At 63.8% G+C, this 20,752-nt stretch carries 18 protein-coding genes and 1 pseudogene; 12 read left to right on the forward strand and 7 right to left on the reverse strand.

Going from position 1 to position 20,752, the window contains the following annotated elements:
* Positions 1–50 precede the first annotated feature (50 nt).
* The 3 genes from PXK07_RS07190 to PXK07_RS07200 form a co-directional block, all read right to left on the reverse strand.
* A complete protein-coding gene (locus PXK07_RS07190; protein WP_274847533.1) occupies positions 51–638 on the reverse strand; it encodes a hypothetical protein in 588 nt (195 codons plus the stop codon).
* Positions 639–696: 58 nt separating this feature from the next.
* Complete coding sequence (ilvD, locus tag PXK07_RS07195; RefSeq protein ID WP_274847534.1) at positions 697–2,541, reverse strand: dihydroxy-acid dehydratase; 1,845 nt, start codon at positions 2,539–2,541, stop codon at positions 697–699.
* A 111-nt stretch (positions 2,542–2,652) separates the two neighbouring features.
* Positions 2,653–3,831 (reverse strand): benzoate/H(+) symporter BenE family transporter, encoded by a 1,179-nt coding sequence (locus PXK07_RS07200; RefSeq protein ID WP_274847535.1) that lies wholly within the window; start codon positions 3,829–3,831, stop codon positions 2,653–2,655.
* A gap of 164 nt (positions 3,832–3,995) precedes the next feature.
* Between PXK07_RS07200 and PXK07_RS07205 the strand changes: the two genes are divergently transcribed.
* From PXK07_RS07205 to PXK07_RS07225, 5 genes are all read left to right on the forward strand, one after another.
* Positions 3,996–4,550 carry a helix-turn-helix domain-containing protein gene (locus tag PXK07_RS07205; protein WP_274847707.1) on the forward strand — a complete coding sequence of 185 codons (555 nt, stop codon included), beginning with the start codon at positions 3,996–3,998 and terminating at the stop codon, positions 4,548–4,550.
* A gap of 120 nt (positions 4,551–4,670) precedes the next feature.
* A complete protein-coding gene (locus PXK07_RS07210; RefSeq protein ID WP_274847536.1) occupies positions 4,671–5,537 on the forward strand; it encodes a DMT family transporter in 867 nt (288 codons plus the stop codon).
* A 53-nt stretch (positions 5,538–5,590) separates the two neighbouring features.
* Entirely contained in the window at positions 5,591–6,067 is a 477-nt protein-coding gene (gene smpB / locus PXK07_RS07215) for an SsrA-binding protein SmpB (RefSeq protein ID WP_274847537.1), read from the forward strand.
* 196 nt (positions 6,068–6,263) lie between these two features.
* Positions 6,264–7,118, forward strand: coding sequence for a 3-mercaptopyruvate sulfurtransferase (gene sseA / locus PXK07_RS07220; RefSeq protein ID WP_274847708.1), 855 nt, complete (start codon positions 6,264–6,266; stop codon positions 7,116–7,118).
* A complete protein-coding gene (locus tag PXK07_RS07225; RefSeq protein ID WP_274847538.1) occupies positions 7,118–8,302 on the forward strand; it encodes an amino acid aminotransferase in 1,185 nt (394 codons plus the stop codon). The genes sseA and PXK07_RS07225 overlap by 1 nt, the downstream gene beginning before the upstream one ends.
* A gap of 498 nt (positions 8,303–8,800) precedes the next feature.
* Here PXK07_RS07225 and amt read toward each other — a convergent pair whose 3' ends face one another.
* On the reverse strand, positions 8,801–10,120 hold the full coding sequence (gene amt / locus PXK07_RS07230; RefSeq protein WP_274847539.1) for an ammonium transporter: 1,320 nt from the start codon (positions 10,118–10,120) through the stop codon (positions 8,801–8,803).
* Positions 10,121–10,145: 25 nt separating this feature from the next.
* The gene (locus tag PXK07_RS07235) at positions 10,146–10,484 is read right to left on the reverse strand and encodes a P-II family nitrogen regulator (protein WP_274847540.1); all 339 of its coding nucleotides are present in this window, start codon (positions 10,482–10,484) and stop codon (positions 10,146–10,148) included.
* 300 nt (positions 10,485–10,784) lie between these two features.
* On the opposite strand from PXK07_RS07235, the gene PXK07_RS07240 reads away from it, so the two are divergent.
* Positions 10,785–13,034, forward strand: coding sequence for a transglycosylase domain-containing protein (locus PXK07_RS07240; protein ID WP_274847541.1), 2,250 nt, complete (start codon positions 10,785–10,787; stop codon positions 13,032–13,034).
* 243 nt (positions 13,035–13,277) lie between these two features.
* On the opposite strand, the gene PXK07_RS07245 is transcribed toward PXK07_RS07240, so the two are convergent.
* A complete protein-coding gene (locus PXK07_RS07245) occupies positions 13,278–13,865 on the reverse strand; it encodes an MlaC/ttg2D family ABC transporter substrate-binding protein (protein WP_274847542.1) in 588 nt (195 codons plus the stop codon).
* A gap of 2 nt (positions 13,866–13,867) precedes the next feature.
* The gene (locus PXK07_RS07250; protein WP_274847543.1) at positions 13,868–14,632 is read right to left on the reverse strand and encodes an MlaA family lipoprotein; all 765 of its coding nucleotides are present in this window, start codon (positions 14,630–14,632) and stop codon (positions 13,868–13,870) included.
* A 188-nt stretch (positions 14,633–14,820) separates the two neighbouring features.
* Here PXK07_RS07250 and PXK07_RS07255 point away from each other — a divergent pair.
* The 6 genes and pseudogenes from PXK07_RS07255 (at position 14,821) to PXK07_RS07280 (ending at position 20,750) form a co-directional block, all read left to right on the forward strand.
* Positions 14,821–16,554, forward strand: a pseudogene (locus tag PXK07_RS07255) (type I secretion system permease/ATPase).
* Positions 16,551–17,855, forward strand: coding sequence for an HlyD family type I secretion periplasmic adaptor subunit (locus PXK07_RS07260; protein ID WP_274847544.1), 1,305 nt, complete (start codon positions 16,551–16,553; stop codon positions 17,853–17,855). Before PXK07_RS07255 ends, PXK07_RS07260 begins: the two are co-directional and overlap by 4 nt.
* A 101-nt stretch (positions 17,856–17,956) precedes the next feature.
* Complete coding sequence (locus PXK07_RS07265) at positions 17,957–18,415, forward strand: RidA family protein (protein WP_274847545.1); 459 nt, start codon at positions 17,957–17,959, stop codon at positions 18,413–18,415.
* The gene (locus tag PXK07_RS07270) at positions 18,412–19,185 is read left to right on the forward strand and encodes a glycerophosphodiester phosphodiesterase family protein (protein ID WP_274847546.1); all 774 of its coding nucleotides are present in this window, start codon (positions 18,412–18,414) and stop codon (positions 19,183–19,185) included. The genes PXK07_RS07265 and PXK07_RS07270 overlap by 4 nt, the downstream gene beginning before the upstream one ends.
* Positions 19,186–19,242: 57 nt before the next feature.
* Positions 19,243–20,430: a GNAT family N-acetyltransferase gene (locus PXK07_RS07275; protein WP_274847547.1), complete on the forward strand. Its 1,188-nt coding sequence runs from the start codon at positions 19,243–19,245 to the stop codon at positions 20,428–20,430.
* A complete protein-coding gene (locus PXK07_RS07280; protein ID WP_274847548.1) occupies positions 20,427–20,750 on the forward strand; it encodes a 4a-hydroxytetrahydrobiopterin dehydratase in 324 nt (107 codons plus the stop codon). The genes PXK07_RS07275 and PXK07_RS07280 overlap by 4 nt, the downstream gene beginning before the upstream one ends.
* Positions 20,751–20,752 lie beyond the last annotated feature (2 nt).

Raw genomic sequence — 20,752 nt, forward strand, 5'->3', positions numbered from 1 at the left:
AGGTGCCCAAAGGTCTTCCTGTCAGCCATCGCACTCGCAGCGCTCGTCATTTACTGGCTATGAGTCCTGACCCTAGGATGTGCGACATGGTTCATCCCATGCAACGCTGCAACTTGGCAGTGCTGCGCGTCGAGGTTGAGGATCTCACAAAGGGTTTCGAACATCGCGTTCCGGCTCGCGTGGTGTTCGGGGTTTCGTTCGGGGTCGGCAGTGCCCATGGGATTGAAGGAATAGGCCAGGGGATCCCACCACATCTCGCAGGAGGTCTCGAGCGGCGTCACCGCGAAGAAATCTCGGTACATAACATACATTGAGTGGATCAGGGTTTCCTTCTCGCCAAGAGAGATGTCCTGTCCCCAGATCAGCTCTGCCAGGTTACCAGGAAGAATGGGGCCGAACATCGCCTGACATCCGTTTTCAAGCGTCTCGTCGTCATAGAGGCCGACAAGGCTAGCCCCGTTTCCAAAGAGTTGAGAATAGCGGCGGGCGTGGAGGGAGGGAGAAACCTTCAGGATCGGGCACGGATCGTTTGCCCAGCGGCCCAGTTTGAAAAACTCCTGGCAATCTGCTGAGAAGAAAAGCGAGCGAAACTCTTCCAGAGTGGCCTCTCGCAGATCAATAATGCGTTTTTTGTTCATAAAATGCCCCTCCAACCCTATGGGTTGAAGGGAGCAGGATCAGGCCTGGATGGTTTGATCAATCCTCGTCCGGCAGCGCACGCACGGCGCCCTTGGCGGCGCTGGTGGTCAGCATGGCGTAGGCTTTGAGTGCCGTGGAGACCTTGCGCTTGCGTGGTTTCGCCGGTTTCCAGCCCGCAGCCTCTTGTGCTGCGCGGCGGGTGGCGAGGTCCTCGTCCGTGACCGCGAGGTGGATCGAGCGGTTCGGAATGTCGATCTCGATGGTGTCGCCGGTCTGCACCAGGCCGATGGCGCCGCCTTCCGCTGCCTCTGGCGAGACGTGGCCGATCGACAGGCCCGAGGTGCCGCCCGAGAAACGCCCATCGGTCAGCAGCGCGCAGGCTTTGCCGAGGCCCTTGGATTTCAGGTAGGAGGTCGGGTAGAGCATTTCCTGCATCCCCGGACCGCCGCGCGGGCCCTCATAGCGGATCACCACCACGTCGCCCTCCTTGACCTTGCCGGTCAGGATGTCGCTGACGGCCTGGTCCTGGCTTTCGCAGACATAGGCCGAGCCGGTGAACTTGAGGATGCTTTCATCGACGCCCGCGGTTTTCACGATGCAGCCATCCAGCGCGATATTGCCGAACAGAACCGCAAGACCGCCGTCCTTGGAAAACGCATGTTCGGCCGAGCGGATGACGCCGCCCTTGCGGTCGGTATCCAGCTCCTTGTAGCGGTTGGATTGCGAGAAGGCTTCGGTGGTGCGTACGCCGCCGGGGGCCGCCTTGAACAGCTCTTCGGCCTCGGGGTTGTTGGCGACCTTGATGTCCCATTTGGCGATGGCCTCGCCCATGGAGCTGGAGTGCACGGTGCTGCAATCGTTGTGCAGGAGCCCTGCGCGGCTGAGCTCACCCAGGATCGAGAAGATGCCACCGGCGCGGTGCACGTCTTCCATGTGCACGTTCTCGATGTTCGGGGCGACCTTGCACAGGCAGGGTACCTTGCGGCTGAGTCGGTCCATGTCGGACATGTCGAAATCGACCTTGCCTTCATTGGCGATGGCCAGGAGGTGCAGCACGGTATTGGTGGAGCCGCCCATGGCGATATCCAGGCTCATGGCGTTCTCGAAGGCCTCGAATGTGGCGATCTCGCGCGGCAGCAGGCCCTTTTCCTCGCCCACGTAGTGGCGCTTGGTGATGTCGACGATGCGGCGGCCGGCTTCGAGGAACAGCTGCTTGCGGTCGGCGTGGGTCGCGAGGGTCGATCCGTTGCCGGGCAGGGCAAGACCCAGCGCCTCGGCCAGGCAGTTCATCGAATTGGCGGTGAACATGCCCGAGCAGGAGCCACAGGTGGGGCAGGCGTTTTCCTCGATGTGCTGGACCTGTTCGTCGGTGAAGGTTTCGCTGGCGGCGGCGACCATGGCATCCACCAGGTCAATCTTCTTGGCATCGAGGTCGGCGATGTCGATCTTGCCCGCTTCCATCGGACCGCCCGAGACGAAGATCGCCGGGATATTGAGGCGCATGGCGGCCATCAGCATGCCGGGGGTGATCTTGTCGCAGTTGGAGATGCAGACCATGGCATCGGCGCAATGGGCGTTGACCATGTATTCGACGCTATCGGCGATCACCTCGCGCGAGGGCAGCGAGTAGAGCATGCCGTCATGGCCCATGGCGATGCCGTCATCCACCGCGATGGTGTTGAATTCCTTGGCAACGCCGCCTGCGGCCTCGACCTCGCGGGCGACCATCTGGCCGAGATCCTTGAGGTGCACGTGACCGGGCACGAACTGGGTGAAGGAGTTGACGATGGCGATGATCGGCTTGCCGAAATCGTCGTCCTTCATGCCGGTTGCGCGCCAAAGGCCACGCGCGCCGGCCATGTTGCGCCCATGGGTGGAGGTTCTGGATCGGTACATTGGCATGTGGCTATTTCCCTTTTTTACCCTCAGGGACATGATTTGCGACACAAATGCAATGTCTGAGGGGTGATTTTGGTTGTTTTGCTCCGATTGCCGGAGCGATTGTCGAATGGATCATGCGGATTTCCTCGATGTCGCCGCCGGGTGATTCAGGGCGATATGGGCGACAAGGCCGATCAGCAGCGCCCAGAAGGGGGCGCCAATGCCGAGAAAGCCGATGCCCGAGACCGTGCCCATGAAACACAGGAGGGCCGCCTCGCGACCCTGCGGGGCGGTGAGCGCCTGGGAGAGCCCGCTGCCGATGGTCGACAGAAGCGCCAGCCCCGCGACGGTTGCCACCAAGGCATGCGGCGCGATCAGGAAAAGCGAGATCACCGCCGCGCCGCCCAGCCCCACAAGGCAGTAGAGCACTCCAGCGGCCACCACGGCCAGATAGCGGGTCTCGGGGGTCTCATCAGCCTCGGGGCCTGCGCAGATGGCGGCAGTGATGGCGGCCAGGTTGAAGGCATAGCCGCCAAAGGGTGCCAGGATCAGCGAGGCAAGCCCGGTCACCGTCAGGGCGGCAGAGACAGGTGGCTCATAGCCCGCGCTGCGCAGGGTGACCACGCCGGGCATGTTCTGGGAACACATGGTCACGATATAGAGCGGCAGACCCAGGCCGATCATGGCCGACAGCGTGAACTCTGGCATCACGGCTTCGGGGGTGGCAAGGGTCAGGTTCAACTGGGCAATGTCTCCAAAGCCGCCCGTTGCGCTGGCCCAGGCAATGCCCGCCAGCAGCACCAGCGGGATCGTGTAGCGCGGCGTATGGAGCCTGCCGATGAGGAACGCTGCGCCCATGACCGCGACCAGCCAGATGTCCTCTTCCAGGGCAGAAAACGCCTCCAGCCCAAAGCGGAACAGGATCCCGGCCAGCAGCGCATTGGCCAGGGTGTCCGGGATCAGCCGCGCCAGCCGTTCGAACCAGCCGGTGATCCCGGTCAGCGTCAGCAGCACCGCGCAAAAGAGAAAGGCGCCGGTCGCCTCGGGCAGGGTGGTGGCGCCGCCCCCCAGCGCCAGAAGCGCCGCGCCGGGCGTGGACCAGGCCGTCAGCACCGGCATGCGGAACCACAGCGACAGGATCAGGCTGGTCACCCCCATGCCCAGCCCCAGCGCCAGAAGCCAGCTGTTGGCCTGCGCCTGGCTGGCTCCCAGTGCATCGATGGCCTGAAAGATGATCGCCACCGAACTGGTGTAGCCGACCAGGATGGCAACGGCACCGGCCGTGATATGGGACAGTTTCAACGCGGGCATTGCGGGGCTTCCTGGATGGGCTGAACGGGGGTTTTCCTGGGCTGCGGGCTCTTGTAGGGTCGGGGTGTGCGTTATAGCGCACAATATGCGCCGTGCGCTATAACGCACAAGTCCTTTTTGACGAGACCTGACACCTGATGCCGACCCCAGCCGCGCCCCCCTCCTTGAGCGAGGACAAGATTTCCCAGAATCTGAGGCAGATACGGGCCGAGGCGGGGTTCAGCCTGGCACGGGCAGCGGAGGCCACCGGGGTGTCCAAGGCGATGCTAGGGCAGATCGAGCGGGGCGAATCCAGCCCGACCATCGCGACGCTCTGGAAGATCGCCAAGGGGTTTCACCTGCCGCTGACTGCCCTGATCGAGGACGCGAGCCGCCCCAAGGTGCTGGGCGAAAGTGTCTTTCGCACCGTTCAGTTCCCCGGCAGCATCGCGGTGAAGATCGTCTTTCCCTTCGATCCCAGCCTTGGCGCCGAGACCTTTCACGTGCGCCTGAAGCCGGATCAATGCCATAAGTCCCAGGCCCATGATGCCGGTGTGACCGAGGAGGTCTTTGTGCTCGAGGGGCCGCTGGACGTTCTGAGCGACGGCGCCTGGAAGCGGCTGGAAGTGGGGGAGGGGCTGCGCTTTGCCGCCGATCAACCCCATGGCTATCGCGCAGGCACGGGCGGCGCGGCCTTTCTCAACATGCATCACTACCGCAGGCCCGAGGCGGGCAGCTGATCACGCCGCGCTCGCGCATGGATCACGATTTGGTGCCAGCCCGGATGTCGGCGCTTGTTCATTGCGGCCAGTCTCACTAGGGCTAGGGCATTGACGCAAAAGGCGATTGGAGGAGCACCGATGGAGACGCTGCGCGGCAGCCTGTTGATGGTGCTGGCCATGGCGGCCTTTGCACTGGAGGACATGTTTATCAAATCCGCCGCCCAGAGCCTGCCGGTGGGGGTGATTCTGCTGGTCTTCGGATCTGGCGGTATGGTGATCTTCGCGGGCGTGGCGCGTGCGCTGGGCCAGCCCCTGTGGAACCCGGGGTTTTGCACGCGCGCAATGGCGCTGCGCTCCCTGGCGGAGGTCGCGGGGCGGCTGTGCTTTACCCTGGCGATTGCGCTGACGCCGCTGTCGTCGGCCTCGGCCATCCTGCAGGCGACCCCCCTGGTGGTGGCAGCCGGCGCGGTGGTCTTCTTCGGAGAACATGTCGGATGGCGGCGCTGGCTGGCGATTCTCGCCGGGTTCATCGGCGTCTTGATCATCCTGCGCCCCGGCTTGAGCGGCTTCGAGCCTGCATCGCTGTTTGCGGTGGCCGGAACGCTCGGCTTTGCCGGGCGCGATCTGGCGACCCGTGCTGCGCCAAAGGACATGCACAACAGCCAGCTGGGGATCTTGGGGTTTGCCATGCTGGTGGTCGCCGGGGGCATTCTTCTGGCCTGGAACGGGGTGGGGGAGGGCGCCAGCAATGACCTGCCGCCCGCTGTCTGGCTGGACCTCACCTGCGCCACGGTCATTGGCGTTTTCGCCTATACCTCCCTCACCGGGGCAATGCGGCTGGGAGAGATCTCGGTGGTGGCGCCCTTCCGCTACACCCGGCTGGTCTTTGCCATGGTGCTTGGCATCCTGGTCTTTGGCGAGCGCCCCGATGCGCTGACCTTGGTGGGCAGCGCGGTGATCGTGGGCAGCGGCGTCTTTACCCTGATCCGCAGCCGCCGCAGCTAAGCCCCTACGCGCCATCTTGCGTCTGTCGCCGGGCGCGCTTACATCTGCCTCCCATGGCCAAACAGAAAACAGATCCGAACTACAAGGTGATTGCCGAAAACCGCCGGGCGCGGTTCGACTATGCAATCGAAGAGGATCTGGAGTGCGGGATCATCCTGGAAGGCTCGGAGGTGAAATCCCTGCGCGCGGGCGGGTCGAACATCGCGGAATCCTACGCCTCCGTGGATGACGGAGAGCTGTGGCTGGTGAACTCCTACATTGCTCCCTACGAGCAGGCCAAGATGTTCAAGCACGAGGAGCGCCGTCGCCGCAAGCTCTTGGTGTCGCGCAAGGAACTGGCACGGCTGTGGAACGCGACCCAGCGCAAGGGGATGACCCTGGTGCCGCTGGTGCTCTACTTCAATCACCGTGGCATCGCCAAGCTGAAGATCGGCATCGCCAAGGGCAAGAAGAATCACGACAAGCGTGAGACCCAGGCCAAGCGCGACTGGTCGCGCCAGAAGCAGCGCCTGCTGAAGGACGCCCGCTGATAGCGGCCAGATGTGCCGGGCAGAGAGCCCTTTGGCGCTGCCTGCGGGGCGAAATTGCGTCCTATTGTTCACGCCGTCTCAAATATTGTACCGCTTCGGCGCGTTCCCTTGCGCCTTGTGCCGGTGGGTTGTACCCATGCGCCAGCTATTTTTGCCCGGTACATATGGCCCGGAGAACCTGAAGGGGAGGTCTGAAGTGACGGATGATCCGAAAACCCTAGTGTCGACCGACTGGCTGGCGGCCCATCTGAAGGACCCCGACCTGCGCATTCTGGATGGCTCCTGGTATCTTCCAAACGAGAACCGCGATCCCAAGGTCGAATATGACGCCGCTCATATCCCGGGTGCGCGCTTTTTCGATATCGATGATGTGGCCGATCACCGCTCGGACCTGCCGCATATGGCGCCGCCGGTGGAAAAGTTCATGTCGCGCCTGCGGGCAATGGGCGTGGGCGATGGTCACCAGGTTGTGGTCTATGATGGTGCGGGGCTCAAATCCGCGGCGCGCGTCTGGTGGCTGTTCCGCCTGATGGGGCAGAACAATATCGCGGTGCTGGACGGGGGCTTGCCGAAGTGGCAGGCCGAGGGGCACGCCGTGGAGGACCTGCCGCCGGTTATCCGTGACCGCCACATGACCGTGCGGGTGCAGAACAGCCTGGTGCGCGATGTGACGCAGGTGTCGGCTGCCGCCAAGCTGGGCGATCACGAGATCATCGATGCCCGTGCTGCCGCCCGGTTCCGTGGCGAGGCGCCGGAGCCGCGCGAAGGCCTGCGTGCGGGCCATATCCCGGGTTCGAAGAACGTGCCCTACACCGACCTTCTGAATGCCGATGGCACCATGAAGGACGGGGCCGGTATCCGCGCCACCTTCGAAGGCGCTGGCGTCGACCTCAAGAAACCCGCGATTACCACCTGCGGTTCGGGCGTGACCGCCGCCGTTCTCAGCCTGGCCCTGGAGCGGATCGGCAAGTCCGATCATGCGCTTTATGATGGCTCCTGGTCCGAATGGGGCGCCTTCCCGACCCTACCCGTTGCAACCGGAGAGAACTGATGTTCGAGACCCTGAAACCCCAGCCAGCCGACAAGATCCTGGCGCTGATGCAGATGTACCGCGACGACCCGCGCGAGCAGAAGATCGACCTTGGCGTCGGTGTCTACAAGAACGCCGAGGGCGTCACCCCGGTGATGCGTGCCATCAAGGCCGCCGAGCACCGCCTGTGGGAAGAGCAGACCACCAAGGCCTATACCGGCCTTGCAGGTGATCCCGGCTATGGCGATGCGATGATCAAGCTGATCCTGGGCGATGCCGTTGCACGTGGGAATATCGCAGCCGCCGCAACCCCCGGCGGCACCGGTGCCGTGCGCCAGGCCTTCGAGCTGATCAAGATGGCCAATCCCAAGGCCCGCGTCTTCGTGTCGGACCCAACCTGGCCGAACCACATCTCGATCCTGAAATACGTCGGTATCGAGACGGTGACCTATCGCTATTTCGACAGCGAGACCCGTGGCGTGAACTTCGACGGGATGATGGAAGATCTGAAGGGCGCCGAAAAGGGCGACGTGGTGCTGCTGCATGGCTGCTGCCACAACCCGACCGGCGCCAACCTGAACGTGGCCCAGTGGCAGGAGGTGATCGACCTTTTGAACGCCCGCGGCCTGGTCCCGATGATCGACATTGCCTACCAGGGCTTTGGCGATGGTCTGGAGGAAGACGCCGCAGGCGTGCGCATGGTGGCGGCCCAGACGCCGGAATGCCTGATCGCGGCAAGCTGCTCCAAGAACTTCGGCATCTACCGCGAGCGCACCGGCCTTCTGATGGCGGTAAGCCAGGACGGCGGCGCCCAGGCGCTGAATCAGGGCACGCTGGCGTTTTTGAACCGGCAGAACTTCTCCTTCCCGCCGGATCACGGCGCGCGTCTGGTGACGATGATCCTGAACGATGACGCCCTGCGCGCCGATTGGGCAGCCGAGCTGGAAGAGGTGCGCCTGAGCATGCTGGACCTGCGCCAGCAACTGGCGGATGAGCTGCAGCGCCTCAGCGGCTCGGATCGCTTCGGCTTCATCGCGCAGCACCGCGGCATGTTCTCGCTCCTGGGCACGACGCCCGAATTGGTCGAGAAGATGCGGGTCGACAACGGCATCTACATGGTGGGCGACAGCCGCATGAACATCGCGGGGCTGAACAAGGCCACCGTGCCGCTGCTGGCGAAGGCGATCATCGACGCGGGTGTCTGATCCGCTGACGCGATTGGTTTGGAACAGGGAACGCGCTCCAGCTTGGGGCGCGTTTTCCTTTTCGTGAAGGCCTGCCGGGCTGCGGGCGGGGCTCCCGCGCCCGCAGGTGCCTTGCCTGTGGCAAGACCCCTTGGCGGGTTTGGGCCCGGCGCCGCTGACGCGGCGCAAGGGATTTCGCTGAGAAGCGGTTTAAGGGCAGCTTTGCCCTTAAACGCGCCATGCTCATTGTGAATGGCAGCGCACCACGCCTCAAGGGAACCCCGCGCGCTGCGCGTGGCCGCTGGCGCGCCCCTTGACCCGCGGTGCGCTAGAGGGCGTCGGCATTTGAGTGCGGTATGCGCCGCGTTGGCGGCGCTATGCCCAACTGTGGAGGCTCAGGCTTTGCCTTTGCCGGAATGGGCGGGAGGGATTGTCCGATGCTGGATGAAACGGGCTGAAGCAAAGAAAACGCGGCCCCGGGAGGCCGCGTTCTTTTGGTCTGTGTCAGGGAGGCTGGGGTTAGCCTGCCTTGAACTCCGGATAGGCTTCCATGCCCAGCTCCGACATGTCGAGACCGTTGATCTCGTCCTCTTCGGAGACGCGGATGCCCATGGTGGCTTTCAGGATCAGCCAGACGATGCCGGAGACCACGAAGGTGAAGGCGCCGATGGCAACGAAGCCGATGATCTGGGTCACGAAGGAGGTGCCTTCGGTGTAGAAGGGAACCGCGAAGGTGCCCCAGAAACCGGCAACCAGGTGCACCGGGATGGCGCCGACCACGTCGTCGATCTTCAGCTTGTCCAGCATCGGAACCACGAAGACCACGATCACACCGCCAACTGCACCGATCCACAGGGCGCCGAACAGCGAGGGGTCAAGCGGACCCGCAGTGATCGACACCAGACCGGCCAGGGCGCCGTTCAGGGTCATGGTGAGGTCGGGCTTCTTGAACATCACCTGGGTCAGCAGCAGGGCAGTGACAGCACCGGCGGCAGCGGCCATGTTGGTGTTGGCGAAGATGCGCGACACGTCGGTCACATCACCCACGGTGCCCATCGCCAGCTGCGAGCCACCGTTGAAGCCGAACCAGCCGAGCCACAGGATGAAGGTACCCAAGGTGGCCAGGGCCAGGTTGGAACCGGGCATCGGGATGGTCTTGCCGTCCTTGTACTTGCCGATACGCGGGCCGAGGATCAGAGCGCCTGCCAGGGCTGCGAAACCGCCTGCCGCGTGCACCAGGGTGGAGCCGGCGAAGTCGGAGAAGCCCATCTCGGAGAGGAAGCCGCCGCCCCACTGCCAGGAGGCTTCGATCGGGTAGATGATACCGGTCAGGATCGCCACGAAGATCAGGAAGGGCCACAGCTTGATGCGCTCGGCCAGGGTGCCCGACACGATCGAGGCGGTGGTGGCGCAGAACATCAGCTGGAAGAAGAAGTCCGAGCCGACAGAGGCATAGTCAAGCGAGGCATCCGCCGCGCCCAGGCCAACGGGCTCCAGAGAGGTCACCGAGAACCACGGGCCCATCACGCCCGAGATCACCCAGTCGCCCGGATACATCAGGTTGAAGCCGATCAGCCAGTACATGATGGCCGCGATCGAGAACAGCGCGATGTTCTTGGTCAGCTGCATGGTCACGTTCTTGGAACGCACCAGGCCCGCTTCCAGCATGGCAAAGCCTGCCGCCATCCAGAACACCAGGAAGCCGCCAATGAGGAACAGCAGGGTGGTGAAGATGTAGGGGTTGATATCCGGGGCTGCCGCAGCCGTGTCCTGGGCCAGCGCCAGGCCCGGCAGGGCGGCAAAGCCTGCAGCGGCAAGTGAGAGTTTCAGTTTACGCATCTGTATTTTCCTCCGAAACGGACGCTTAAAGCGCCTCGAGGTTGGTTTCGCCGGTGCGCACCCGCACGGCCTGTGCCACATCCAGGACAAAGATCTTCCCATCGCCGATCTTGCCCGTGCGCGCGGTCGAGGAGATGGTGTCCACCACCTGGTCGGCCAGTTCGCCCGGCACCACGATTTCCAGTTTGACCTTGGGGACGAAGTTCACTTCGTATTCCGCGCCACGGTAGATTTCCGTGTGGCCTGCCTGGGCTCCAAAGCCCTTGATTTCCGTTACCATCAGACCTGAAACGCCGATTTTGGTCAGCGCTTCGCGGACCTCCTCGAGTTTGAAGGGTTTGATGGCTGCTATGATCATTTTCATCTCGACACCCTTTCCTGGACCGTCTGTTCCGCTCCATTCGCACCTGCAGAAAAGCGGCGCCCCCGAGTCGGGGGAACCGGAGGGGCTGGTTTTGAAGGGGGTTGGACCGGTCTCGGCCTAAATATTTTGCTTAAAAAGTGGTCAATGCCCGCTTTTTGTGCGCTGTGAGGAGGGAGTTTGCAGCAAAACTGCCCCTCAACAAAGCAGGGGCAAGGGACTATTGTGTCCAAAACGGGCAGATTGCGCAGCATCGGGTGGCATCGGGCCGCCGGGTGACAAGGCGCCGAGCAGGATACGGATATGGCACAAGGATCAGGGCGCAGGCCGCTGGTGGCGGATAAACGCTATCCCAAGGGTGGATCCCGAAAGGGAGGCGGCTCGACGCGCCGCGCCTCTGCCAAGGCGAAGAAGTCGGCGACGGGCGGTCTACTGGCGCGTTTGTTCGGTGGCGGCAAGAAGGCGCCCTCCCAGAAACGAGCAGCCCCGCGCAAGCCGAAACCCGCGCCCAGGCGCTCTGGGCGCGCGACGCGCGGTGTCCTGGGGATCGTGCTGGCGCCGTTCCGCTGGGCCTTCCGGCTGGTCTGGGGGTTTGCCTGGCGGGTCGGGCTGGTCTGTACCGGCATTGTCGTCCTGGCGGTCGGCTATCAATACGCAAAGCTGCCGGAGGTTGCCGAGCTTCTGGATGGCCGCGCCCGCGGATCGGTGACCCTGCTGGATGAAAAGGGCGAAGTCTTTGCCTGGCGCGGGGATCAGTTCGGCGGCGTCGTCACCACTGAAACCGTCTCGAAACACCTGAAGAACGCGGTGGTCGCCACCGAGGACAAGCGGTTTTACCGCCATTTCGGCATCTCCCCGCGCGGGATTGCCAGCGCGGTGCGCATCAACCTCAGCGAAGGGCGCGGTCCTCTGTCCGGCCATGGCGGTTCCACCATCACCCAGCAGACGGCGAAACTGCTGTGCCTCGGCCAGGTCTATGACCCGGACGTCTGGGAGAGCGAACGCGCCTATGAGGCCGACTGCCGCAAGGGGTCTTTGTGGCGCAAGGCGACCGAGGCCGTCTATGCCATGGCGATGGAGGCCAAATACTCCAAGGACGAGATCCTCTCGATCTATATGAACCGCGCCTATATGGGCGGTGGCGCCTATGGCGCCGAGGCCGCCGCGCAGCGCTATTTCGGCAAATCCGCCAACCAGCTGAGTGCGGCCGAGGGCGCGATGATCGCGGGTCTTCTGACCGCGCCGTCTTCCCTGGCGCCGACGAACAACCTCAAACGCTCGCAGGATCGCGCCGCCACGGTGCTGCGCCTGATGCATGAACAGGGGTATCTGACGGCAGAGGAAACAAGCCTTGGTCAGAGCAACCCGGCCGAGCTGAGCGAGGCGGCAGAGGCGCGCGCGGGCGGCTATTTCGCCGATTGGGTGATGGATACGGTGCCGAGCTACTTTGGCGATCAGACCTCCGAGGACGTGGTGATCCGCACGACGCTGGATCAACGCCTGCAGACAGCGGTCGAGGAGGCGATGAAACATGTCTTCTCCACCAAGGTGCGCGAAGGGTCGAAAGCGCAGGCCGCCATCGTGGTGATGAGCGCAGATGGCGCCGTGCGTGCCATGGTGGGCGGGCGCAAGACGCGGGTGTCGGGGGTCTTCAACCGGGCCACCCAGGCAAAACGGCAGACCGGATCGGCCTTCAAGCCCTTTGTCTATGCCACCGCGCTGGAGCTGGGATATTCGCCGCTCGATAAGGTGCTGGACGCGCCCTATTGCCTGGATATCCCCGGTTCGGGCGAATGGTGTCCGCAGAATTACACGCGCAAATACTATGGCGAGATCACCCTGACGCAGGCCTTGCGGGATTCGCTCAATGTCCCGGCGGTAAAGATCTCCGAGGCGGTGGGCCGTGATCTGGTGCGCCGTGTGGCGGGCGATTTCGGCATCGACAACGAGATGGCCGAGGGGCCGGCGCTGGCGCTTGGGGCCTCGGAAAGCACGCTTTTGGAGATGACAGGCGCCTATGCGGGGATCCTGAACGGTGGCTCTTCGGTGACGCCCTACGGGCTGACCTCGCTCAGCCTGGTGGGGGATAGCGAGCCTTTGATGGGATCCAGCGGCGGCATGGGGGAACGGGTGATCCGCCCCGAAGCGGCGCGACAACTGGTCTGGATGATGGAGAAGGTGATTGCCGAAGGCACCGGCCAACGCGCGCAGATCCCCGGTTGGCAGGCGGCGGGCAAGTCCGGCACCACCCAGGCGGCGCGGGATGCCTGGTTCATCGGGTTCACCGCCGATTATGTGGCGGGTGTCTGGATGGGCTATGATGACAATACGCCGCTGACCGGGGTGACGGGCGGCGGTCTTCCGGCCGAGATCTGGCACGAGGCCATGGTGCGGGTGCATGCGGGTCTGGAGCCGAAACCCTTGCCGTTGCAGGAGCCGGTACCGGTGGCGATGCCGCAGCAGCCTACTTCGGAGCGGGGCAACAGGCCGCGCCTGGGCCAGGAGTTGGGCCGGGCCGTGGACGGCATCTTACGCGACATTTTCGGGAATTGATCCCGACTTAAGGGGAGGGGGATCTCCCGCCCACCTCAGTTGTCCTGACGGACCACAGATGCGGTTGGGCCCGGCGCCGCGCTACGCACGGCGCTCCCGCTCTCCCAATTCAAGCAAAGCGTCCTTTCGCAAGACGGACAGCGCCGCGCGCAGCGCGGCGCCGGGCCCAACGGGAGAGAGGCATTTTCAAATGTCGCTCTCCGGGCGGGAGGCCTTCGGCCTCCAAGTGGGATCTAAGGCAGATCAGCTCAGGCGCTTCAGCTCCGAGATCATCTTGTCGATGTCCCCGCGGTTGCGATCCAGAAGGGCACCGATCTCGGTGCGCTCGGTCAGAAGCAGGTTCACGCCTTCGATGTACATGTTGAAGAACAGATCCTTGCCAGAGCGGTCGGAGACCAGGAAGGTCACCTCGAACGGTGATTGCCCTTGCAGGTAGGCGATGGTCGAGACCTCGTACCACTTCTTGACCCGTTTGACGCCGGTGACCTCCAGCCGACCACCGATGAATTCCCGGAAGCGCTGGCCATATTTGCGGGAGATGTAGCCCTGGAATGCCTCGGAGAAGGCCCGTTTCTGGGCGCTGCTGGCGCGGCGTCCGTCCACGCCCATGGCATAGGCGGCGATATAGGAGGTGTCGCTGTAGCGCCCGAAGATACTTTCGAAATCCCGGTACATCGCGGTTTCCGACTTGCCGGAGGCGATCACCTTGTTGATGTCGGTCACTAGGTTGCCGATCAGGCGGCTGGCGGAGTTTTCATCCAGGGCAGACAGTGCCACCGGTGCGGTCAATGTTGCGGCGGCGGCGGTGGCGAGAAACATACGGCGGTGCATCGTTAAAACCCTTCGGTATCCAGTTCAAACGGATCGATCTCGGCAATCTCCGCGCTTTGTCCCAGTTCAAAGCGACGGTTCTGCAGGTAGATCAGGCGCGCCTGCGCATAGCTGTCGGCGCTTTCATAAAGAATGGAGTCGATCGTATCGGAGTATCTGCCACGATCGCCAAGCTGATCAACGATCTTCGCGTAGATCCCGATGTCATCGGCAGGACTATGCTTAGCATATGAGATCGGGTTGGTGAAAAAGTCGACAAAGACGCCGACCGCGTCGCGGGTCGTGGAGGGGCCGAGAACCGGCAGCTCGACATAGGCACCCTCTTTGACACCCCAGACATGCAGGGTTTCCCCGAAATCGGTGTCGACCTCGGGGATGTGAAAGGCGCTGGCGGGGTCAGACAGGCCGCCAACCCCCACGACGGTGTTGATTGCAAACCGGGCCAGGGCAGTGCCCGCTTCCTTGAGGTTGCCTTGCAGCAGAGCGTTGACGGCCTGGCCGGGCATCGACAGGTTTTCGGCAAAATACGAGAAGCTGGTCACCATGGGATCGGGGACGATTGCCACATACCCCTTGGAGGCCGGGCGAAAGGCAATCCGGTCGACGCCGCGGTTGAAACTGTGAACGGCGCGGTTGGTGTTCTCATACGGATCGAAGATCTCACCCGCAGCCTTCGCCGCAGGATCCTGCGTTGCACAGCCGGAGACAAGGAGCCCCGAAATCAGCAGGGCGCACACGGAAAAATATGAACGAGAAGACAATGACATCGGATCCGGGTTTTCCTTGGTCCAGAATTGGTGCACACCTTGGGGAAATATTGGGAAAATTTCTGTATCCCACCCGTACAAGGTTTTGATTGAATGACTGTGGCAATTTTGAAACATGTATCCAGCGCACAGCCGCTTCCCCCGCTTTAATATGAACTTTGGCCGTTGAACAGGTATCGGATCCGGACATGAGCGAAAAACACATCAAATCTGGGTTAGATGAGCTGCGTGCCGTGCGGCGGCGCAGCCGTGGGTTGTACTGGTCCACCGGCATTTTCAGCTTTTTCGTGAATATGCTGATGCTGACCGGTCCTCTTTACATGATGCAGGTCTATGACCGGGTCCTGGGCAGCCGCTCCGAGGCCACCCTGGTGGCGCTGTCGCTTCTGGTGGTGTTCCTCTATGGCATGATGGGCCTGTTGGACTACGCCCGGGGCCGGATCCTGGCCCGCGCCGGGGCGCGGTTTCAGGCGGAACTGGATCAGCGGGTGTTCGACGCGATGATTCGTCGCTCGGCGGTGGCGCGCGATCCGGTGGCGCAGACCGGGCTCAATGACCTTGAATCGATCCAGCGGCTGATTTCCTCTCCGGTTCTGGGGGCGGCCTTCGATCTGCCCTGGACGCCGGTGTTCCTTGCGGGCATCGCCCTGTTCCACCCCTGGCTGGGCCTGCTGGCGCTGGGCGGCGGCTCGATCCTGATCGTCATTGCGCTGCTCAACCAGCTGTTCAGCCGGGCGCCGCAGCAAAAGGCCAGCATGTCGGGTCACAAGGCGAACCTGATGTCCGAGGAAATCCGCACCGAGGCGGAGATGATCCAGGCCATGGGCATGCGCGAGGCTGCCTTTCGCCGCTGGAGCAAGGCGCGTGTGGCCGCCTTGCGCGACACTCTTTTGGCCAATGACACCGGTGGCAGTTTCACCACCCTGACCAAGACCCTGCGCCTGTTCCTGCAATCGGCGATGCTGGGGCTTGGGGCCTATCTGGTGCTGCAGGGCGAAATGACGCCCGGCGCGATGATTGCCGGGTCCATCCTGATGGGCCGTGCCCTGGCGCCGATCGAACTTGGCCTGGGGCAATGGCCGCTGGTGCAGCGCGCCATGAAGGGCTGGGACAACCTGGCAGAGCTGCTGGCCAAGGTCCCGCCCGAGCAGGAGCGCACCGCCCTGCCGTAACCCAAGGCGCTGCTTGAAGTGCAGGGTCTCGCGGTGGTGGCACCCGGCGAAAACCGCGCCTTGCTGCGCAACGTGAGCTTCCGGGTGCAACCGGGGCAGGCCATCGGGGTGATCGGGCCGTCGGGATCGGGCAAGTCCACCCTGGCCAAGGCCCTGACCGGGGCTTGGCGCCCGGCTGCCGGCACGGTGCGGCTGGATGGGGCCTCTATCGATCAATATGCGCCGGATGTCCTGGGGCGGCACATCGGCTACCTGCCGCAGCGGGTGCAGCTGTTCGATGGCACCATCGCCCAGAACATTGCCCGGCTCAGCCCGGAACCGGATTCCGAAAAGGTCGTGGCCGCCGCCAAGAAGGCCGCCGCCCATGACATGATCGTCAAGCTGCCCGAGGGCTATGATACGCCGGTCTCTGCCGGAGGCGGGCGCCTGTCGGGCGGGCAGATGCAGCGCATTGCGCTGGCGCGCGCCCTGTTCGACGATCCGGTGCTGGTGATCCTGGACGAGCCGAATTCCAACCTCGACAACGACGGCTCCGTGGCGCTCAACCAGGCGATCAAGCAGCTCAAGGCCGAGAACAAGGCGGTGATGATCATGGCGCACCGCCCGGCGGCGATCCAGGAGTGTGACCTGTTGCTGGTCGTGGATCAGGGCATGCAGACCGCCTTCGGTCCCAAGGACAAGGTGCTGAAGGAAATGGTGGCCAACCATCAGAACATTCAACAGGCGCGATCCGCCGGAGGTGTGCAATGAGCGTGGAACAGGACTGGTCCGCCCGCCGCCCCCTGATGATCGGCCTGCTGGGCCTTCTGGTCCTGGTCGGCGGTTTTGGAACCTGGGCGGTGATGTCCTCGATTGCGGGGGCGGTGATCGCCACCGGCCGGATCGAGGTGGATCGCAACCGACAGGTGGTACAGCATCTGGATGGCGGTATTGTCGCGGAGATCGGCGTCGACGAGGGCGATACCGTTGCCGCCGGCGATATCCTGTTGCGCCTGGATGCCACCGATCTCACCTCGCAGCTGATCATCACCGAAGGCCAGTTGTTTGAACTGATGGCGCGGCGCGGGCGGCTGGAGGCCGAGCGCGACGAAGCCGATGAGATCACCTTTGATCCCGAGCTTCTGGCGCTTGCCTCAGAGCGGGCCGAAGTGCGCGACCTGATGGACGGGCAGGAGCGGCTGTTTTTCGCCCGCCGCGAATCCACCGCCCGCGAGATCGAGCAGCTGGAAAAGCGCCGCGCACAGATCCAGGATCAGATCGTCGGCATCAAGGCCCAGCAGGATTCGATGCGGGTGCAGCTGGAGCTGATCGGGCAGGAACTGAAGAATCAGGAAACCCTGCTGGAGCGCGGATTGGCTCAGGCGGGCACGGTCCTGAACCTGCGCCGCACCGAGGCGAACCTGGGCGGCTCTTTGGGAGAGCTGTTGGCCAACCAGGCCCAGGCCGAGGGGCGCAGCACCGAGATCGACATCCAGATCCTGACCCTGGGCACCCAGCAGCGCGAAGAGGCGATCACCCGCCTGCGCGACCTGCGCTACCAGGAGCTGGAGCTGGCCGAGACCCGTCGCTCGATCCTGGAGCGGCTGAACCGGCTTCATATCACCGCGCCGGTGTCGGGCGTGGTCTACGGGATGCAGGTGCATACGCCGCGCTCGGTCATCCGCCCGGCGGAGCCGGTGCTGTACCTGGTGCCGCAGGATCGTCCGCTGGTGATCGCTGTGCAGGTGGCGCCGACGGATATCGACCAGATCTTTGTCGGGCAATCGGCGGCGCTGCGGTTCTCGGCGCTGGATCAGCGCCAGACGCCGGAATTGTTCGGCAAGGTCACCCAAGTTTCTGCCGATGCCTTTGAACAGGAGGGCACCGGCCTGTCCTATTACCGGGCCGAGGTGGAGCTGAACGAGGGCGAGCTGGAACGCCTGCCCGAGGGCGCGGTGCTGATCCCGGGCATGCCGGTGGAAAGCTATATCCGCACCAATGACCGCTCTCCCATGGGCTATCTGGTGAAGCCGCTTGCCGACTATTTCGTGAAGGCCTTCCGGGAAAGCTGATGCGTGCCGCTCTGGCGTGATGCCGGGGCGGTTTTGCTCTTTTCGCCCGGGCGCATCGGCGCTAGCGTCGCCTCCAGATACAGATCCGGAGGACATAGATCATGAGCATCGAAGCCAGACTTGCAGAATTGGGCGTCACCCTGCCCGAAGCCCCGGCACCGGCGGCAAACTACGTGCCTTACGTGGTGGCGGGCGATATGGTCTATGTCTCGGGTCAGATCTCGGCCGATGAAAACGGGCTGATCACCGGCACCCTGGGCGATGATATGGACGTAGAGGCCGGGCAGGCGGCAGCGAAACGCTGCGCCATTGCCCTGCTGGCGCAGCTGAAAGCGGCCTGTGGTGGCGATCTGGAACGCTTGGTGCGGGTGGTGAAACTGGGCGCCTTTGTAAACTCCACTGCCGATTTCACCCAGCAGCCGCAGGTGGTCAACGGGGCCTCCGATTTTCTGGTCGAAGCCCTGGGCGATGCGGGACGTCACGCGCGCTCTGCGGTCAGCAGCCCCTCGCTTCCCTTGGGCGTCGCGGTGGAAATCGACGCGGTGTTCCAGATCAAATGAGGCCGTCCCTGCCGCAGTCCCTGCTGCGCCTGCCGGTGGCCCATCGTGCGCTGCATGACATCGCGAAGGGTCGCCCCGAGAACAGCCGCGCGGCGATCCGCGCGGCGATTGCCGCTGGCTATGCGATCGAGATCGACCTGCAGCTGTCGTCGGATGGCTGCGCGATGGTGTTCCACGACGATGACCTTGACCGGCTGACGGATGAGACCGGCCCGGTGCGCGCCCGCAGCCGGGAGGCGTTGCGCGCCATTGCCCTGAAAGGCGGCGATGGCGAGGGCATCCCGGATCTGGCCGAGGTGCTGGACCTGGTGGCCGGGCAGGTGCCGCTGCTGATCGAGGTGAAGGATCAGGACGGGCAGATGGGTCGCAAGATCGGCCCGCTGGAGGCTGCGGCGGTCAAGGGGCTGGAAGGATACAGGGGCGATGTGGCGCTGATGTCCTTCAACCCTCATTCGGTGGAACGGCTGGCAGCGCTGGCGCCGCAGATCCCGCGCGGCATCGTCACCAGTGCCTATGTGCCGGAAGACTGGCCGGAACTGCCCCGCGCGGTGTGCCACGACCTGCGCAACATTCCCGATTTCGAACGCAGTGATGCCTGTTTCATCAGCCACGAGGCCGCGGATCTGGCCCGTCCCCGCGTGCAGGGCCTGCGGGATGCAGGCGTGCCGGTCCTGTGCTGGACGATCACCTCGCCCGCAGAAGAAGCAGCCGCGCGCGGCCTTGCCGACAATGTGACCTTTGAAGGTTATCTTTCCGCCCTGCCGACTTGATCCCTGCCCGCCAGGGGCCAGATACTGAAGCAAAACAGCAAGGGCCAAAACGGGCAGATGGAGCAGGCACAGATTGAAATCCGGGTGTTGGACAGCCTCGCGCAGATCGCGGGCCGCGACTGGGATGCCTGCGCCTGCCCCGAGGCCGCCGATGGCGGGCGGCCGCTCGATCCCTTCACCACCCACCGGTTTCTGCTGGCGCTGGAGCAAAGCGGATCTGTCGGGCGCGGCACCGGCTGGCAGCCGCAGTATCTGGCCGCCTATCAGGACGGGGTACTGATCGCCTGCGCGCCGCTTTTTGCCAAGTCGCACAGCCAGGGCGAATATATCTTCGATCACAACTGGGCCCATGCCTATGAGGGGGCAGGGGGGCGGTACTATCCCAAACTGCAGATCGCGGTGCCCTTCACCCCCGCCACCGGGCGGCGCTTCCTGGTGCGCCCCGGATATGAAGGCATCGGCCATTCCGCACTGGTGCAGGGCGCGGTGCAGCTGGCGGCGGACAATCGGCTGTCGTCGTTGCATGTGACCTTCTGCACGGAAGCGGAGGCTCAGATCGGCGAAGAAATGGGCCTTATGAGCCGCGCCACCCAGCAGTATCACTGGCTGAACGACGGCTATCGCGATTTCGAAGACTTCCTCGCGGCGCTGTCGTCGCGCAAGCGCAAGACCCTGCGCAAGGAACGGCGGGCGGCGCAGGATTTTGGCGGAGAGATCAGCTGTTATACGGGCGCCGATATCCGGGCCGAACACTGGGATGCCTTCTGGGCCTTCTACCAGGACACCGGCAGCCGCAAATGGGGCACGCCCTATCTCACGCGGCAGTTCTTCGATATCGCGCATGAGCTCATGGCCGAGGATATGCTGCTGGTCCTGGCCGAGCGGGACGGGCGCCCCATTGCGGGCGCGCTCAATTTCATCGGGCGCGAGACTCTGTTCGGCCGCTATTGGGGCTGCATCGAACATCACCCCTTCCTGCATTTCGAACTGTGCTACTATCAGGCTATCGAGAGGGCCATCGCCATGGGGTTGTCCCGTGTGGAGGCCGGGGCGCAAGGGGAGCACAAGCTTGCGCGCGGCTACCTGCCGACCCAGACGCATTCCCTGCACTGGATTGGCGATCCGGGCTTTGCCGATGCCGTCAGGCGCTATCTGGAGGCCGAACGCGCCGCCGTGGAAGAGGAGATCGAGATCCTGACGGACTATGGTCCCTTCAGAAAGGCCCAAGTGGAGGAACAGGAATGAGCGAGAAACTGTCAGATGCCGCCCGTGGTCCGCTGCTGGATCCACTGTTTCGGGCGGGCTGGAGCATGGTGGAGGGGCGCGACGCCATCACCAAGACCTATACGTTCTGCAGCTTTGATGCGGCTTTTGGCTGGATGACCCGCGCCGCGATCTGGGCCGAGAAGTGGAACCACCACCCCGAGTGGAGCAATATCTACAACCGGGTCGTGGTGGTGCTGGCCACCCATGATGTGGGCGGGCTGAGCGCGCTGGATGCAAAACTCGCCCGCAAGATGGACGGGCTGTCCGAAGCCTCTACCCGGCAGCCGGAGATGGCCTAGCA

The organism is Phaeobacter sp. QD34_24, from assembly GCF_028890115.1.
In the GTDB taxonomy this organism is placed as follows: Bacteria; Pseudomonadota; Alphaproteobacteria; order Rhodobacterales; family Rhodobacteraceae; genus Phycobacter.